Origin of the sequence: Aliarcobacter faecis, from assembly GCF_013201705.1 — a bacterium.
GTDB classification, from domain to species: Bacteria; Campylobacterota; Campylobacteria; order Campylobacterales; family Arcobacteraceae; genus Aliarcobacter; species Aliarcobacter faecis.
This window is the reverse complement of the sequence record NZ_CP053837.1, coordinates 303,202-320,025: the sequence shown is the minus strand read 5'-3', so window position 1 is coordinate 320,025 and position 16,824 is coordinate 303,202. Positions and strand designations below refer to the sequence as shown.

The following is a 16,824-nucleotide window of genomic DNA, read 5'->3' as shown; positions in this document are numbered from 1 at the left end:
TTTAATTCAAATATAGAATTATAACTCTGTATCAATTCCTATAGATCTTGCACTTCCTGCAACAATTTTTGCAGCAACTTCTCTATCATCAGTATTTAAATCTTTGATTTTCATATCAACGATTTCCATAATTTGCTCTTTTGATAGTTTTCCGACTTTTTGTTTAAGAGGATTACTACTTCCTTTTTTAATTCCAGAAACTTTTTTAATTAATTCTGTCATTGGTGGTTGTTTTACTTCAAAAGTAAAGCTTTTATCTGTATAAATTGTAAGAACAACTGGTAATCTATATCCAGCTTTATCTTTTGTTTTTTCATTAAATGCTTTACAAAATTCCATAATATTAACACCTCTTTGACCTAATGCAGGTCCTACTGGTGGTGATGGATTTGCCGCTCCTGCTGGTATTTGCAGTTTTAAATATCCTTGAACTTTCTTAGCCATGCTATTCCTTTAAAAATTAAATGATTTTAATGATTAGACATTAGGCAAAAAAACTAAATTGAAGCAAGTTTCTTTGCCTAATGCCTAAATTAAAACTTAAACTATTCTCTCAACTTGAGTATAAGAGATTTCAACTGGTGTATTTCTTCCAAATATAGAAACATTTAATTTTAATACACCCGAAACCAAATCAAAATCTTCAACAATTCCATTGAAGTTTGCAAATGGTCCTTCATTTATTCTTACCATTTCACCTTCATCAAAAGAGATTTTTGGTTTTGCTGCAGCTTTATTTTTAGCTTTTTCCAAAATAAGATTGATATCTTTATCACTTAAAGCAGTTGGTTTTTTTGATTCACCAATAAATCTTCCAACCTTTGGCATTGATTGTATTCTATGCCAAAGTGCTGTATCTAAATCAATTTTTGCAAAAGCATAAGCAGGATATAAAGGTCTTTCAATAATTACTTTTTTACCTTTTTTTACCTCAATTAAATCTTCTGTTGGTACTAAAACTTCAGCAATTTTCTCATCAGCCATCTCTTCAGCTAGCTTTAGTAAAGCTCTTTTAACAGTAAGTTCACTTCCTGAATATGTCTGTATTGCATACCATTTATGTGCCATTTATTTTCCTTAATTAATAATTGAAGATAAGCTAATTGACATAATTCCATCAATTAAAGCTAAAAATAGAGCTATTACTGTAACAACAATAAATACTGAAATATAAGCAGTTCTAATTTGCTCTTTTATTGGAAAAATCACTTTTGATAATTCTGATTTTACACTATTAAAATAATTCTCTACTTTGCTCACAGTTTACTCCATTTATCTACATATAGTAGTTTATAAATTCTTTTAAAAAAAGAGAAAACTTCTTTTAAAAAAATTTAGTGGCAGGCCAGGAGGGACTCGAACCCCCATCACTCGGATTTGGAATCCGATGCTCTACCATTGGAGCTACTGACCTATAAAGCTTGAGAAATTATCTCAAGCTTAAATTATCAAGATTTTAATTTTACTTCTTTATGAGTAGTATGTTTTTTTAATCTTGGACAATATTTTCTAACTTCAAACTTTTCAGTATGAGTTTTTGGATTTTTCCAAGTAGTGTAGTTAATATCTCCACTCTCTTGACATTTTAATCCAATTTTGATTCTTACCGCATTTGCCATAATAATCCTTATTTAATGATTTCTGAAACAACTCCAGCACCAACAGTTCTTCCACCCTCTCTAATAGCAAACTTAGTTCCTTTTTCAAGAGCAATTGGAGCAACTAATTGTACAGTCATCTCAACATTATCACCTGGCATAACCATTTCAGTACCTTCAGCTAATGTACAAGAACCTGTAACATCTGTTGTTCTAACATAGAATTGTGGTCTATATCCACTAAAGAATGGAGTATGTCTTCCACCTTCTTCTTTTGAAAGAATATAAACTTCACATTTAAATTCTGTATGAGGTTTAATTGTTCCTGGCTTACAAAGAACTTGTCCTCTTTCTACTTCTTCTTTTTTAACACCTCTTAAAAGAATACCGCAGTTATCTCCAGCTTGACCTTGATCCATCTCTTTTCTGAACATCTCAACACCAGTAACTGTTGTTTTTCTTGTATCACCAAATCCAACGATTTCGATCTCTTCACCAACTTTGATAGTTCCTAATTCAATTCTTCCAGTAACAACTGTTCCTCTTCCTGAAATTGAAAATACATCTTCAACAGGCATTAAGAATGGTTTGTCTGTATCTCTTTCTGGAGTTGGGATATACTCATCAACTGCATTCATTAAAGCAACAATTTTTTCAGCCCATGGTCCAACTGAACCAGCTTTAGCTTCTTCTAATGCTCTAAATGCTGAACCAGCTACGATTGGAGTATCATCACCTGGGAAATCATAAGTAGATAATAATTCTCTAATTTCCATTTCAACTAATTCTAACATTTCATCTTTATCTGCTGGATCTAATTGATCTTCTTTATTTAAGAATACAACGATATAAGGAACACCTACTTGTTTAGAAAGTAAGATATGCTCTCTTGTTTGTGCCATTGGTCCATCAGTTGAAGCAATAACTAAGATAGCTCCGTCCATTTGTGCAGCACCAGTAATCATGTTTTTAACATAATCCGCGTGTCCTGGACAATCTACGTGTGCATAGTGTCTTTTATCTGTTTCATACTCAATGTGAGAAGTAGCAATAGTAATCCCTCTTTCTCTCTCTTCTGGAGCGTTATCGATTTGATCGTAATCTTTCATCTCTCCACCATATTTTAATGCCAATACAGCTGAAATAGCAGCAGTTGTAGTAGTTTTACCGTGGTCAACGTGACCAATTGTACCGATATTTACGTGTGGCTTATTTCTTGAAAACTTTTCTTTTGCCATAGGAATTCCCCTTCTAAATTTATTTTACTTATTTTGCCCTCTGAGTAGATAAGCCTTCTTTGGCTTCTCTATTCAGAGGGGATTTGTTATTCACAAATGTGATGCGTATTATATTACTTAAATACTAAAAATTAAATTAATTGGGAGATATAAATGTAAAGAGTTATAAAAATAATTGCGTTATAACTCAGCTCCCAGTAATCAATAAATATGGAGCGGGAGACGAGACTCGAACTCGCGACAGTCTGCTTGGAAGGCAGAAGCTCTAGCCAACTGAGCTACTCCCGCAACATTGCGTGGTGGTGAGAGAAGGATTTGAACCTTCGAAGCCGTAGGCGGCGGATTTACAGTCCGCAGGATTTGACCACTCTCCAACCTCACCGTTGTAAAATTATTGTTCTGGTCAAGCGCTGTTTCTTAAACTTACGCAAGACAAATATGGAGCTGGTGAAGGGAGTTGAACCCCCGACCTGCTGATTACAAATCAGCTGCTCTAGCCAACTGAGCTACACCAGCACCAAATCAAAATGGTGGTTCGAGACAGAATCGAACTGTCGACACAAGGATTTTCAATCCTTTGCTCTACCGACTGAGCTATCGAACCACTGCAAATTGGAGTGCAATTATACAAGTAATAATATTAATATTAACTTAAATTATTTACAAATTTCTTAAATTCATCCCCTCTTTCTGCATATGATTTAAATTGGTCAAGAGAAGCAGCTGCTGGAGATAATATTCCTATACTATTTTCTTTTAAATTTTTATCTATATTTTTAACAGCTATTTCTAAAAATTGACACTCCATTACTTTGATATTATATTCTTTACAGTAATTCATAACTCTTCTCATATTTGAACCTATTGCATAAACAAAAATATCTAAATCCTTAATATTTTCAAAGAGAACTTCTAAACTAGCACCTTTATCATCACCACCTAATATTATATGTATATTTTTATCTTTATATGGAATAAGTGCATTTATTGTTGCATCATAATTTGTAGCCTTACTATCATCAATCCATAATCTATTTTTACTATCTCTAAACTCTTCAACTTTATGTTTATCAATTTTATAAGAGTTTATTAAATCATAATCTATATCATCAAAAATTATTTTTCTAGCAACAATTGCCATAATAGCATCTAATAAAAAAGGTTCATTAAACTCAATTTTATTTTTATCAATATTAAAATGTAAACATAAATCATCACTACAACTATAATATATAGTATGTGCATTAGTTTTAAAATCTTTAAACTCACTAGGAATTATTGCGACATCATTTTCATTCATTAATAATAGAGGTTTTAATTTTGCATTTTTATACTCATCAAAACTTCCATGCCAAGTTATGTGATCCTCAGTAATTGGTAAAAGAATATATATATTTGGTTTTGCTCTTTGTGTATAGTGAAGAGTAAAAGATGAAGTTTCAAGTATCCATATTTTCTTGTTTTTATCAAGACCACTTAAAGGAACTCCAATATTTCCACCATAACAAGAGTTAAATTTTTCTAATAAATGCTGACACATTTGAGTCGTTGTTGTTTTTCCATTTGTACCACTTATCCATATAGAAAAAGGTATATCATCATAAAACAGATCATAATCACTAGAGATATTTTTAGAGTTTAACACAAGCTTATTATGTGGTGGAATTCCAGGACTCACAATAGTTAAATCTTCCGAACTTTTATCAAAAACATCAAAATCATTGTCATCAAAAAGCTTTGCACTAGGAAATCTCTTTTTTAGAGCAAGAGCAGTTTTACCTTTTCCTAAAATTCTTAAATTTTCTAAATCTTTCATAAATTATCTCAACTTTAAACTAGATAGAGCAATAAGATTTGCCATAAATGATATTATCCAAAATCTCACAATTATTTTATTCTCTTTCCAACCTTTTTGCTCAAAATGGTGATGAATAGGAGCCATTAAAAAAACTCTTTTTTGTCTCAATTTATAAGACCCAACTTGAAGCATAACAGAAACCGTCTCTAAAACAAATATAAAGCCAATAGCTAAAAGAAGAAGTTCAGATTTTGAAACAATTGCTAAATATCCCATAAAAGCTCCCAATGGTAAAGAACCACTATCTCCCATAAAAACTTCAGCAGGATAAGCATTAAACCATAAAAATCCAATCAAAGCTCCACAAATAGCAGCTCCCATAACGGCTAATTCACCTGCGATACTAATACTTGGCATTAATAAATAATTAGCAAATCCAATATGTCCAACAACATAAACTAAAATAGATAAAGTAGTAAAAGCTAAAATAGAGGGAACAGTTGCAAGACCATCAAGACCATCTGTAAGATTAACTGCATTTGATGAACCAACAACTACAAACATCCAAAAAACTATTGCAAAAGCACCCATTTCAAAGATAGGATACTTATAAAATGGTGTATATAAATCACTTGTATGTCCAAAATAATATAACATTCCTACAACAATTCCTGCACTTAAAAATTGAAACAGAAGTTTCATTCTAGCACTTAGACCTGCACTATTTCTTGCTTTACTTATTTTTTTATAATCATCTTGAATACCAATTAATGAAAAAAGTGCTAAAGTTAAAAGTCCACCAACAATATAAAAATTATTTAATTTTGCTGTTAAGATTGTGGCAATTATTGTTGAAAAAATAAATATAACTCCTCCCATAGTTGGAGTTCCTGCTTTTATTTTATGAGCTTCTGGAGCTAATTCATAAATTGGTTGAGAAGCTTTCTTTGCCCTCGCCCATCTTATAAATTTTGGCATTAGATACATAGTTAAAACGAAAGCTAAAAAGAAGCTAATTCCTGCACGAACTGAAATATATTGAAAGATATTGATTTCTAAATGTCGGTAGAGCCAGTAAAACAAAATTAAACCTTGATTTTGATATAATAATCGCGATTATAATATATTAAAGATTTTAAAAGGTTTAAATAAATGAGTAATAAAACAGTATTAATTATCACAGATGGTATTGGGCATAACAGTTCAAATAATTTCAATGCTTTTTGTAATGCAAAAAAACCAACTTATGACTACCTTTTTTCGAATGTTCCTTATAGTTTAATTCATACATATGGAGAGTATGTTGGATTACCAGAAAATCAAATGGGAAATAGTGAAGTTGGGCATATGACTATTGGAAGTGGAAGAGTTTTATATCAGGATTTAGTAAAAATTCATTTAGCAATAAAAAATGATACATTAAAAGAGAATAAAATTGTAAAAAATACAATAACAAATTCAAATAATATTCATTTAATTGGTCTTGTTAGTGATGGTGGTGTTCACTCACATATTGACCATATTATTGCAATGGCTAAAATTTCACAAAGTTTTGGAAAAAAAGTTTGGCTTCATTTAATAACAGATGGAAGAGATGTAGCACCAAATTGTGCAAAAATTTATATTCAACAAATTTTAAATATTTGTAATGATGATATAAAAATAGCAACAATTGGTGGAAGATATTATGGAATGGATAGAGACAATCGTTGGGACAGAGTTGAAAAAGCATATAATTCAATGGTAAACTGCTCTCCTAAAACTTCACAAAATATCTTAGATTTTGTAGATACTTCATATAAAAATGAGATTTTTGATGAATTTATTATTCCTACTGCTTTTGATGGCTTTGAAGGAATAAAAGATAATGATGGAATAATTTTTTGTAACTTTAGAAGTGATAGAGCAAGAGAACTTTCTAGTGTTTTTGCAAAAAAAAATTTTAAAGAGTTTACTACAAAAAAATTAAATTTAAATTTAGCAAGTATGACTGAATATGATAAAAATGTAGAAATTCCTGTAATTTTCCCTAAAGATAATCCAACAAATACTCTAGCAGAAATTATCTCAAATGCTGGATTAACTCAACTACATACTGCTGAAACTGAAAAATATGCCCATGTAACTTTTTTCTTTAATGGTGGAGTCGAAGAGCCATTTTTAAATGAAACTAGAGTTTTAATTCCATCTCCAAATGTTGCAACCTATGATTTACAACCCCAAATGTCAGCACCAGAAGTAGGAGATGCTGTACGTACTGCTATGAAGAATGGAACTGATTTTATAGTTGTAAACTTTGCAAATGGTGATATGGTTGGACATACAGGAGTTTATGAAGCTGCAATAAAAGCTGTTGAAGCTGTTGATTATGAGTTAGGATTAATAGTTGAAGAAGCAAAAAATAGTAACTACAATATAGTTTTAACATCAGATCATGGAAATTGTGAAATGATGAAAGATGAAGATGGAAATACTCTTACAAATCATACTGTTGGAGATGTTTACTGTTTTGTTCTTGCACCAAATGTAACAAAAGTAAAAGAGGGTAGTTTAAATAATATTGCACCAACAATTTTAAAACTAATGAATCTTGAAATTCCAAAAGAGATGGACGAACCACTAATTTGATAGAGATAAAAAAGTTAAAAATTAGTTCAAATAGTAAAAATTTAGTTGATATCAATTTTACAATATCTACTTCCACTGCTTTAATTGGAGAGAGTGGAAGTGGAAAATCGCTAACATTAAAAGCTATTTTAAATTTACTTCCAAATTCTTTAATTATAGAAAAAGATATAAGTAGTGATTTTGAATTAAATTTTAATACTATTGGTTTTATTCCTCAAAATCCTTTTACTTCACTATCTCAAATGACAAAGATAAAAAATCAAATATTTTGTAGTGAAGAGAAAAAGAGAGAGGTTTTTTCACTTTTAAATCTACCCTTAGATATTTTAGAAAAATACCCTTCTCAAATTAGTGGTGGACAGATTCAAAGAGTTGTTATTGCCATTGCTATTAGCCGTAATATAAAACTTCTTTTATTAGATGAACCTACAACTGCTCTTGATTTTGAGAATAAAACAAATATTATAAATATTGTCAAAGATTTGAAAGATAAACTTAATATTAAAATACTTTTTGTAACTCACGATATAGAAACAATTAAAGAGATTTGTGATGATACAATTATTATAAAAAATGGTAAAATTATTGAATTTGGCGAAACAAATAATATTTTAAATAATCCAAAAGATGAATATACAAAACAACTTTTAAACTCAAGCTTTAAAAACAAAAAATTTAGGACTTAAATATGATGAAATTCTTTATAAAACTCTTTTTTGCAATATCAATTATTGTAGGTCTTGTTGCAACTATTTATTTATATGATTTATATGAAGAGATAAAAGATGATATAAATAGCGTTGTAAACTATCAACCAAAACAGAGTACTCAATTTTTTGATAAAAATGGAAAACTTCTTGCAAATACTTTTAAAGAAGAGAATAGAGAATATGTAAAATATGATGATATCCCTGCACGAGTAATTGAAGGATTAGTTGCTATTGAAGATACTCAATTTTTTGAACACTTTGGAATCAATCCAGATGCAATTAGTAGAGCAATGATTAAAAATATAAAATCTGGTGGATATAGTGAAGGTGCAAGTACATTAACTCAGCAACTAATAAAAGTATTAGTTTTAAGTAGAGAAAAAAAACTTATGAGAAAAGTAAAAGAAGCACTTCTCGCAATTAGACTTGAAACTATTCTTACAAAAGAGGAAATTTTAGAGCGATATTTAAATCATGTATATTTTGGACATGGTTATTATGGTATTAAAACTGCTGCAAAAGGATATTTTAAAAAAGAGCTATATGAACTTAGTTTAAAAGAGATAGCAATTTTAGTTGGACTTCCAAGAGCACCAAGTTTTTATGACCCTACAAAAAATCTAGAAGTTTCACTCGCACGTGCGAACCAAGTAATTACAAGACTTGATACTCTAGGTTGGATTAGTAAAGAGCAATATGAAAATTCTATGAATGAGAAACCAGTCATTTTTAATCAAACTTTAACTCAAAATGTTGCTCCCTATGCAGTTGATTATGCTATAAATCAATTATCAAATGATTTTCCTGACATACTATCGGGAGGTTATAAAGTATATTTAACTATAGATTTAGAAGCTCAAGAAATAGCAAATGAAGCTATCAGAAAATCTTATGAAGAGTCTAAAAAAAGAGATTTTGATATTAGACAAAACTCAAAAAATCCAACAAATGATGCTTTTACAAAAGAGTTAAATGCTGCTATGATAACTCTTGAAAATAGTACTGGTAAAATTTTGGCTCTTATAGGTGGAGTTGATTATCAAATTTCAGTATTTAATAGAGCTTTTCAATCAATCAGACAAGCAGGAAGTGCTATAAAGCCATTTTTATATCAAATTGCCTTAGATGAAGGGTATAATCCTGCAAGCCAACTTTTTGATATTGGAAGAACTTATACATATAGTGTTGGAGGTGTTCAAAAGAAATGGCAACCAAAAAATTCTGGTGGAAATTTTCAAGGGATAGTTAGCTTTAGAGACTCCTTAACACATTCAAGGAACCTTTCAACTCTAAATTTAGTTACAGATATTGGAATAGGAAAAGTTGCAAATGAACTTAAGAGATATGGATTTAAAAATGTAAATCAAGATTTATCACTAGCTTTAGGCTCTATGAACTTATCTTTAATTGAATTTTCTCAAGCATATACAGTTTTATCTAACGGTGGAACAATGGTAAAACCATATATTGTTGAACAAATTATAGATAAAGATGGAAATACAACAACATTTGAAACAGAAAAAGTAGAAATTACAACTCCTGAACAAGCCTACCTTACAACATCAATATTACAAGATGTTATCACAAAAGGTACTGGAAAAAGAGCTGCTGTTACAGGTATTGAACTTGCAGGAAAAACTGGAACAACAAATGAAAATGTAGATGCTTGGTTTTGTGGATATTCTCCATCTATTCAAACAATAGTTTGGTTTGGAAATGATGATAATACTCCAATGAGAAGAGCAGAAATGGGTGGAACAATAGCAGCTCCAGCGTTCTCATATTTTTATAAGAAATACCTTGAAATTCATCCTGAAATTCCAAGAACATTTACAAAACCAAATAATGTTTATAGTGGTGAAATTGGTGGAAAAACTGAACTTTATACAGATAAATCTCCACTGCCTGATGTAGATTCACAAATAATTATAGAACAATCTATTTCTGATCCTAATACAATGGAGTTTTAAAGAATTATTTTAAGCTCAGATTTTATCTGAACTAGTTTAAAAATAATAAAAAAAGGAGAGAGTATAAAACTCTCTCCTTTTTACTTAAAAATTATTTTTATTAGCATGAGTACATAGTTTTAAACTCAAAAGGTGTAGGTCTAGCTTCATAAGGCCAAACTTGAGTTGAAAACTTATAGTGTTGATATATATCTATCATTTTTTTAGTAAATACTGGTTTTAAGAACTCATTATCTCTTATTAAAGACTCTAAAGAACCTCTTAAAGTATGAGGCATTTGAGGAATATCTCGTTCTCTAATCTCATCTAAAGTAAGTTCATATAAATCATCATCCATAGGACCAATTGGTTCGTATTTATTTTTTATTCCATCAAGTCCAGCCATAAGCATAGCCGAAAATGCTAAATATGGACAAGCTGTAGAATCAGGGAATCTCATCTCTATTCTTGTTGATTTTTCAGTTGCTCCATAAGGAATTCTACAAGATGCACTTCTATTTTGAGAAGAATAAGTCAAAATTGATGGTGCTTCAAATCCAGGAATCAATCTTTTATAAGAGTTTGTTGATGGATTTGTGAATGCAGCAACAGCTCTTGCATGTTTAAATATACCACCTATATACCATCTTGCCATATCACTTAAATTTCCATATTCACCTTTTTTATAGAAAAGATTTTTACCATTTTTCCAAATACTTTGGTGAACATGCATTCCACTTCCATTATCTCCATAAAGTGGTTTTGGCATAAATGTTGCAGATTTACCATTTAAGTGAGCTACCATTTTTATTACATATTTTAGTTTTTGAACATTATCACTAGCTTCAATTAAATCTCCAAAAACAATACCAATTTCATGTTGTCCTTGAGCAACTTCATGATGCCCTAAAGTTACTTCAAGACCAACTTGCTCTAAAACTTGCATCATTTCAGCTCTTAAATCAACCCCATTATCAATTGGAGCTACTGGGAAATATCCACCTTTAAGTCCACTTCTATGTCCAATATTTCCACCTTCATAATCTCTTGCACTATTCCACTCGCCATCTTCACTATCAACCCTATAGTATGACTCATTTCCATGATCTTTTATTTTTACATCATCAAAAATAAAAAATTCATTTTCAGGACCAAAGTAAGCAACATCTCCAACATTTGCTTCTGCAAGATACTCTACTGCCTTTTTTGCTATTGATCTTGGACATTTTTCATACATTTTATTTTCATAAATATCATAAACATCACAAATAACAATAATTGTACTATCAGCTGTAAATGGGTCTAAAAATGCAGTTTGAACATCTGGTTTTAATATCATATCAGATTTGTGAATTGGTTGCCAAGCATCAATTGAAGAACCATCAAAAGGCATACCATTTGCTAATAAATCACTATTTATTGCTTTAAAATTATATGTTACATGATGCCATGTACCTTTCATATCAGTAAATCTAAAATCTACAAATTTTACTTCATTATCTTTAGAAAAATTAAAAAACTCTTCTATACTATTTACAAATTTTCCCATTTTTTTAACTCCAAAAAATTTAAGTTAAGATTTTATCTAAATTTTAAAAAAATATAGATAAAGCAAAAGATATTTTAAAAAATATTTAAAAATTCACAAATCTTTTATCTCTATTTTCAAAACTTACACACTTTGTGTACCCTACACTTTTTGCAAGAGTTGTAGCTTCAAGATAACCAAATCCTATATGTTCCACACTATGTGCATCTGAACCAAAAGTTATATCTATTCCTAAACTATAAGCCTCTTCTAAAAGCTCTTTTGATGGATAGGTTTGCTCTATTGGTTTTCGTAAACCTGCTGGATTTATCTCTAAAACCATATTTGCTTTTTTTATCTCTTTTAAAGCATCTTTTGCAATCAATCTAACATCTTTCTTTGGTAAAAATCTAAAAACTTTTATCAAATCTAAATGTCCAACAATATCAAAATAATTTGTTTTTGCCATAGATTTTATAGCCTCAAAATACTCTTCCCAAACTTTATCAATATCAACACTTTCATAAACACCAATAAATTCAGGGTTATCAAAGCCCCACATCTCATTTTTATTTTGCAAAAAATGTACAGAGCCTATTAGATAATCAACTTTTGCATTTAAAATCTCATCTAACATAAAACCTTTTAAATAATCAACTTCATAGCCTAAAAGAACTCTTATACTATTTTTATATTTTTCTTTTGCCTCATTTACCCAATTCTCATAAACTACTCTCTCTTCAAGTTTCATTCTATATTTTGGATCAAAATTCATAGGAGCATGACAAGCAAAACCATATTCATCAATTCCTAACTCTATTGCTCTTTGTAGATACTCATCAACTGTTCCACTTGCATGATTACAAAGTGTTGTATGATTATGTAAATCTACTCTTAAACTCTTTTTTTCTACTTCACTCATACTAAAATACCTGCTCCATCTATTTTTTGACTCCTATCTTTTGCATAAATTCTTTGTCCAGCTTTTAAATCATATTTCCAAATAGGAGCATTTTTTTTGAAATCCTCTACAAACTCATCAATTAACTCAAGAGCAACTCTTCTTTTTGGACTACAAACCCCTGCTATATATGAGCTTGTATGATTAACTACATCTCCACAACTATGAGCTAAAAAAACTATTGCACTTTGTTTTTTTGCTTTTTCTTGCCAAGAGTTAAACCAAGATTTAAGTATTGGTTCATAAACATCAAAAGAGAGTCCATCTATCTCATTTTCGTCTCTTATTATTCCTACAAATGTAATAAAAGCACCATAATTTAAATTTTTATATTTGTTGTACCAAGTATTATGAATTTTTTCTACTTCTAAACTACCATTATGTATTTGTAAATCTTCACTATACAAATCAACCCCCACAAACAGGAGGAAGAATACTAATTCTATCTCCACTTTTTAGTTCAAAATCTCTATTGTTTACAAGTGTATCATTTATAGCAACTGCACAAGATTCAAGCCAAGAAGAGATTTCTTTATCATTTTTTAAAATATTACTAAGTTCACTTAAATTTTTTATATCCAAACTCAAATCAGCTTTATTTATCGGACCTAAAAATTCGACTTTTACCATTTTTAACCCTCTCTTATTATTTTTATACTATTATATCAGCTTTATTTTAAAACAAATAAAGGCTTATATTTTATGATTTTTTCAAAGATAGACTTTATAAATTTATTACCTTTTCACATTTATATCAAAAAAAATATAAAATCAAATCAACTTAAATCAAGTATAGAGTATAAAAAATCTTATCCTTCAATTATTACAAATAACTTTAAAAAAAGGAAAGTTCATAGTGCTTTTATCTCTTCAATTGGTTCAAGAAATGAGAAATTCTTAGATTTTGGAATAATTGCAAGAAAAGAGGTTGATTCCGTTTTAATTTTACCAAATAAAAAGAGAAAAGATGATTTTCAATCAAAAACTTCAAATGCTTTGGCAAAAGTTTTAGAATTAAATGGTGAGGTAATCATTGGAGATAAAGCTTTAAAATTTTTTATTGAAAATAAAAACAATAAAGATGAAAAAATAATAGATTTAGCAAAATTTTGGCAAGATAAATACAAACTTCCATTTGTTTTTGCAACTTTATGCTACAACAAATATGAAAAAAGGCTCAAAAATCTTACAAAAAATTTTGATAAGAAAAAGATAAAGATTCCACAATATATCTTAGAAATCTACTCAAAAAGAAGTGGAATATCAAAAAATGAGATAGTAAAATATCTTACAAAAATAGATTACGATATTGGATATAAAGAGAAAAGAGCTTTAAAACTATTTTTAAAATTAACAAAAGAAAAAGGAATATTATGAGTATATTTGATGCTATATTTTTAGGAATAATTGAAGGTTTAACAGAGTTTATTCCTGTTTCATCAACTGGTCACTTAATAGTTCTAAGTGAACTTTTAGGTTTAGAACAAAATAATGTAAATAAAGCTTTTGAAATAATAATTCAATTTGCAGCAATTATGGCACTTATTTTTGTATATCCTTCTAAATTTACATTTAAACATATAAATCTTTGGTTAAAAATTGCCTTAGCATTTATTCCTATTGGAGCTATTGGATTTTTATTTGCAAAACAGATAAAAGATATGTTTAGTATTGAAATTGTTGCTTATATGTTTATTATTGGTGGAATCGTTTTTTTAATTGTTGAGAAATTTTATGATGAGAAAGAGAAACATATTTCTGATGTTGAAGATGTAAGCTTTAAACAAGCTTTTTATATTGGACTTGCTCAAATTTTTGCTCTAATTCCAGGAACAAGCCGTGCAGGAGCAAGTATAATTGGAGCTATGCTTGTAGGTCTAAATAGAAAGACTAGTGCTGAATTCTCATTTTTACTTGCATTTCCCGTTATGTGTGCTACAACTTTTTATGATATTTATAAAAATTATGAAGAAATTTTACAAGATGGAAATTTTTTAAATCTTGCTATTGGATTTATAGTATCCTTTTTAGTTGCTCTATTTGTAATTAAACTTTTTTTAAAATTTTTAGAAAAATTTACTTTTGTAGCTTTTGGTATTTATAGAATTTTATTTGGAATTTTAATTCTTTTAATGTTTTAATTCTCAGATAAAATATCATCAACAATTTTTTCTATAGCTTTTGGTTTAATGAAATCTTTTAAACCAAGGCTAATCTTCTCAAGATTTGCACTTTTTAAAATATCTAAAAACTCAATTTCATTTAACTCATCTTCATTTTGTAAAAAACATAAATTTTTATCTAGTAAAGCTTTTGCATTATAATATTGATGATTTGAAGCTGCATATTTAAATGGAATAAAAAAAGTTGGAAGATTATTTGCACAAAGTTCAAAAAGTGTAGAAGCTCCAGCTCTACTTACACAAAAATCTGACTCTTTCATCTTTTCTAAAATATCTTTTGTAAAATCAAAAACATCTGCTTTAACTCCTAGTTTTTCATACTCCTCTTTAACTCTTAGAAAATCATTTCTTCCAGCTTGATGAATAATTTTTATACCCATTTCATTTAATTTTGAAGCAATTTTTAGTGCAAAATTATTTATAGCAACTGCTCCTTGAGAACCACCAAAAAAAGCAATAGTTTTAAGCTCTTTTCTTATTCTTGCATTTTGAAAAAACTTTAAATCAACAGGATAATCTTTTACAGGTGAGAAATTGTGAAAAGAGGAATAAGCTTTTTTTGTATATTTTAAAGTTTTTTGATTTAACGCACCTATTTTTGAGTTTTGTTCATGTAAAAAAAGTTCACAATCTTTCTTAAATATTGTTGCAATACTAGCACTAGCAGCTGAAAATCCACCAACAGAAATAACTTTTTTAACTTCATATTTTTTTAAAATTTTTAAACAATAAAAAGCTTTATAAAAAATATTCAAAAGAGAAAATATTTTTTTAATGCCCTTTTTATTTACAACTCCACTTGTATTTAAAAAAATTATCTCTTTTATTCTTTTATCATTTTCAAACCAAGTTCTATCTTGTCCATAAGTAGAACCAATATAAATAACTTCAAAACCTCTTTTTACAAACTCATCGATAAAAACATCCGCTATTTTTAGATGCCCTCCTGTTCCTCCACCAGTTACTACTACAATATTAATCATTTTAGCCCTTAAAATTACTCTTCATAGTTCGACTTATAGATAAAACTAAACCTATTGCTATTGACATTGCAAGCATTGAAGAACCACCATAAGATAAAAATGGTACTGCAATACCTTTTATTGGTATCATTCCAGAAATACCATAAGAGTTTATAATAAAAGCAACAATTATCATCAAAGCAACACTAACAGTAAATAGATGGTAGATATTATTTTCAACTCTTCTACTTATTTTAAATATTCTCCAAATAATCATCAAAATAATAAAAGAGATAAAAGCTAAACCTAAAAGTCCTAACTCTTCAGTAATACCAGCTAAAACAAAGTCTGTATGAACTTCAGATAAAAAACCCAATTTTACATCTCCTAATCCTATTCCCTGTCCAAAAAAACCACCATTATTTATCGCTTTTAAAGAGTATGAAACTTGATAAGGTTCAGGTAAATCATCAATTCTTAAATATGTTTCAAAAGAAGAAGGCAAAACAGATAATATTCCATCTTGAACCATTGACCACCAAGAGTGAATCCTTTTTATTCTATGTGGCGCTGCAATAATCAACCCAACAACTCCAATTACAGCTAAACCTCCTAATGCTAAAAATATTTTAAAAGATCTATTTGCAAAAATAATTAAAACAACCAAAATTGCACCCAAAAGAACAACTTGTCCTAAATCTTTTTGTAAAAAAGCAATTATAAAAACAACTATCATAAAAAATAAAAAATATGGTGCAAGAATTATAGTATCCCCAATAAGTCCTTTTTTAGGCTGATTTAAAACTTTTCTATTAAAAGACCAAGAGATAAAGTAAACAAATCCTATTTTAAAAAACTCAACAGGAGATAAAGAAAAACCAGGAAGCCTAATCCACCTATTTGCTCCTCCTGATTCAGTTACTAAAAAACCTGGAAGAACAGGCATGACAACCATAAGAGTAAAGAAAAAAACAAAACAGAACATTCCTATTTTTCCCAAAATTTTTGATGGATCTTTTTTTGATAAATACCACATAATAAAAATAGAGGCTACTCCAACAACAAATTGTCTTAGAAAAAAATGGTATTTCTCATATCCAAAAAATTCAACTGTATAAACAGTTAATGAATATGAAAAAATCATACTCATTATTACTAAAATTGACACTAAAATAAACAGTGAGTAATCAGCTTGTGCTAAAATTGGGTTATTATTGTTTTGTTTAATATTGTTTTCGCTAAAATTCATATCTTATTATATAATATTGT

At 29.0% G+C, this 16,824-nt stretch carries 18 protein-coding genes and 5 tRNA genes; 5 read left to right on the top strand and 18 right to left on the bottom strand.

The features are described 5' to 3' along the window. Positions 1-18: 18 nt before the first annotated feature. The 12 genes from rplK to mraY form a co-directional block, all read right to left on the bottom strand. Positions 19-444, bottom strand: a complete 426-nt coding sequence (rplK, locus tag AFAEC_RS01620; protein ID WP_026806440.1) for a 50S ribosomal protein L11 — start codon at positions 442-444, stop codon at positions 19-21. Positions 445-540: 96 nt separating this feature from the next. Further along, complete coding sequence (gene nusG, locus AFAEC_RS01615) at positions 541-1,068, bottom strand: transcription termination/antitermination protein NusG (RefSeq protein ID WP_026806439.1); 528 nt, start codon at positions 1,066-1,068, stop codon at positions 541-543. Positions 1,069-1,077: 9 nt separating this feature from the next. Beyond that, positions 1,078-1,260, bottom strand: coding sequence for a preprotein translocase subunit SecE (gene secE / locus AFAEC_RS01610; protein ID WP_026806438.1), 183 nt, complete (start codon positions 1,258-1,260; stop codon positions 1,078-1,080). Positions 1,261-1,338: 78 nt separating this feature from the next. Then, a tRNA-Trp gene (locus AFAEC_RS01605) sits at positions 1,339-1,414 on the bottom strand. A gap of 34 nt (positions 1,415-1,448) precedes the next feature. Then, positions 1,449-1,619 carry a 50S ribosomal protein L33 gene (gene rpmG, locus AFAEC_RS01600; RefSeq protein ID WP_024775591.1) on the bottom strand — a complete coding sequence of 57 codons (171 nt, stop codon included), beginning with the start codon at positions 1,617-1,619 and terminating at the stop codon, positions 1,449-1,451. 8 nt (positions 1,620-1,627) lie between these two features. Continuing rightward, the gene (tuf, locus tag AFAEC_RS01595) at positions 1,628-2,836 is read right to left on the bottom strand and encodes an elongation factor Tu (RefSeq protein WP_026806437.1); all 1,209 of its coding nucleotides are present in this window, start codon (positions 2,834-2,836) and stop codon (positions 1,628-1,630) included. A 211-nt stretch (positions 2,837-3,047) separates the two neighbouring features. After that, positions 3,048-3,124, bottom strand: a tRNA-Gly gene (locus AFAEC_RS01590). A gap of 9 nt (positions 3,125-3,133) precedes the next feature. Next, a tRNA-Tyr gene (locus AFAEC_RS01585) sits at positions 3,134-3,218 on the bottom strand. Positions 3,219-3,275: 57 nt separating this feature from the next. Next, positions 3,276-3,352, bottom strand: a tRNA-Thr gene (locus AFAEC_RS01580). 12 nt (positions 3,353-3,364) lie between these two features. Next, a tRNA-Phe gene (locus tag AFAEC_RS01575) sits at positions 3,365-3,440 on the bottom strand. A 42-nt stretch (positions 3,441-3,482) separates the two neighbouring features. Then, positions 3,483-4,652 (bottom strand): UDP-N-acetylmuramoyl-L-alanine--D-glutamate ligase, encoded by a 1,170-nt coding sequence (murD, locus tag AFAEC_RS01570; protein ID WP_026806436.1) that lies wholly within the window; start codon positions 4,650-4,652, stop codon positions 3,483-3,485. A gap of 3 nt (positions 4,653-4,655) precedes the next feature. Then, positions 4,656-5,717, bottom strand: a complete 1,062-nt coding sequence (mraY, locus tag AFAEC_RS01565; RefSeq protein ID WP_034216686.1) for a phospho-N-acetylmuramoyl-pentapeptide-transferase — start codon at positions 5,715-5,717, stop codon at positions 4,656-4,658. A 69-nt stretch (positions 5,718-5,786) separates the two neighbouring features. On the opposite strand from mraY, the gene gpmI reads away from it, so the two are divergent. Genes gpmI through AFAEC_RS01550 form a run of 3 tightly spaced genes read left to right on the top strand, consistent with a single transcriptional unit; the run spans position 5,787 to position 9,942 of the window. After that, positions 5,787-7,262: a 2,3-bisphosphoglycerate-independent phosphoglycerate mutase gene (gene gpmI / locus AFAEC_RS01560; RefSeq protein ID WP_026806434.1), complete on the top strand. Its 1,476-nt coding sequence runs from the start codon at positions 5,787-5,789 to the stop codon at positions 7,260-7,262. Continuing rightward, positions 7,259-7,948 (top strand): ATP-binding cassette domain-containing protein, encoded by a 690-nt coding sequence (locus AFAEC_RS01555; RefSeq protein WP_026806433.1) that lies wholly within the window; start codon positions 7,259-7,261, stop codon positions 7,946-7,948. Before gpmI ends, AFAEC_RS01555 begins: the two co-directional genes overlap by 4 nt. Positions 7,949-7,953: 5 nt before the next feature. Then, complete coding sequence (locus AFAEC_RS01550) at positions 7,954-9,942, top strand: transglycosylase domain-containing protein (protein WP_026806432.1); 1,989 nt, start codon at positions 7,954-7,956, stop codon at positions 9,940-9,942. A 100-nt stretch (positions 9,943-10,042) separates the two neighbouring features. Here the strand turns inward: AFAEC_RS01550 and glnA are convergent, their stop codons facing one another. The 4 genes from glnA to AFAEC_RS01530 form a co-directional block, all read right to left on the bottom strand. Next, positions 10,043-11,470, bottom strand: a complete 1,428-nt coding sequence (gene glnA / locus AFAEC_RS01545; protein WP_026806431.1) for a type I glutamate--ammonia ligase — start codon at positions 11,468-11,470, stop codon at positions 10,043-10,045. Between the two features lie 85 nt (positions 11,471-11,555). After that, a complete protein-coding gene (gene hisJ / locus AFAEC_RS01540) occupies positions 11,556-12,371 on the bottom strand; it encodes a histidinol-phosphatase HisJ (protein WP_026806430.1) in 816 nt (271 codons plus the stop codon). Then, on the bottom strand, positions 12,368-12,817 hold the full coding sequence (locus AFAEC_RS01535; RefSeq protein ID WP_034216685.1) for a molybdopterin synthase catalytic subunit: 450 nt from the start codon (positions 12,815-12,817) through the stop codon (positions 12,368-12,370). Before AFAEC_RS01535 ends, hisJ begins: the two co-directional genes overlap by 4 nt. Before the next feature lies 1 nt (position 12,818). Next, complete coding sequence (locus AFAEC_RS01530; protein ID WP_026806428.1) at positions 12,819-13,040, bottom strand: MoaD/ThiS family protein; 222 nt, start codon at positions 13,038-13,040, stop codon at positions 12,819-12,821. Between the two features lie 72 nt (positions 13,041-13,112). Here AFAEC_RS01530 and AFAEC_RS01525 point away from each other — a divergent pair, with 72 nt between their 5' ends. Together AFAEC_RS01525 and AFAEC_RS01520 are read left to right on the top strand one after the other, a co-directional pair. After that, a complete protein-coding gene (locus tag AFAEC_RS01525; RefSeq protein ID WP_026806427.1) occupies positions 13,113-13,787 on the top strand; it encodes an MqnA/MqnD/SBP family protein in 675 nt (224 codons plus the stop codon). Beyond that, positions 13,784-14,551: an undecaprenyl-diphosphate phosphatase gene (locus AFAEC_RS01520; protein WP_026806426.1), complete on the top strand. Its 768-nt coding sequence runs from the start codon at positions 13,784-13,786 to the stop codon at positions 14,549-14,551. The genes AFAEC_RS01525 and AFAEC_RS01520 overlap by 4 nt, the downstream gene beginning before the upstream one ends. Here AFAEC_RS01520 and AFAEC_RS01515 read toward each other — a convergent pair. Continuing rightward, positions 14,548-15,576: a UDP-N-acetylglucosamine--N-acetylmuramyl-(pentapeptide) pyrophosphoryl-undecaprenol N-acetylglucosamine transferase gene (locus tag AFAEC_RS01515; protein WP_026806425.1), complete on the bottom strand. Its 1,029-nt coding sequence runs from the start codon at positions 15,574-15,576 to the stop codon at positions 14,548-14,550. The two genes, AFAEC_RS01520 and AFAEC_RS01515, sit on opposite strands and share 4 nt — an antisense overlap. A gap of 1 nt (position 15,577) precedes the next feature. After that, a complete protein-coding gene (locus AFAEC_RS01510) occupies positions 15,578-16,804 on the bottom strand; it encodes an FtsW/RodA/SpoVE family cell cycle protein (RefSeq protein WP_034216684.1) in 1,227 nt (408 codons plus the stop codon). Positions 16,805-16,824: the final 20 nt, after the last annotated feature.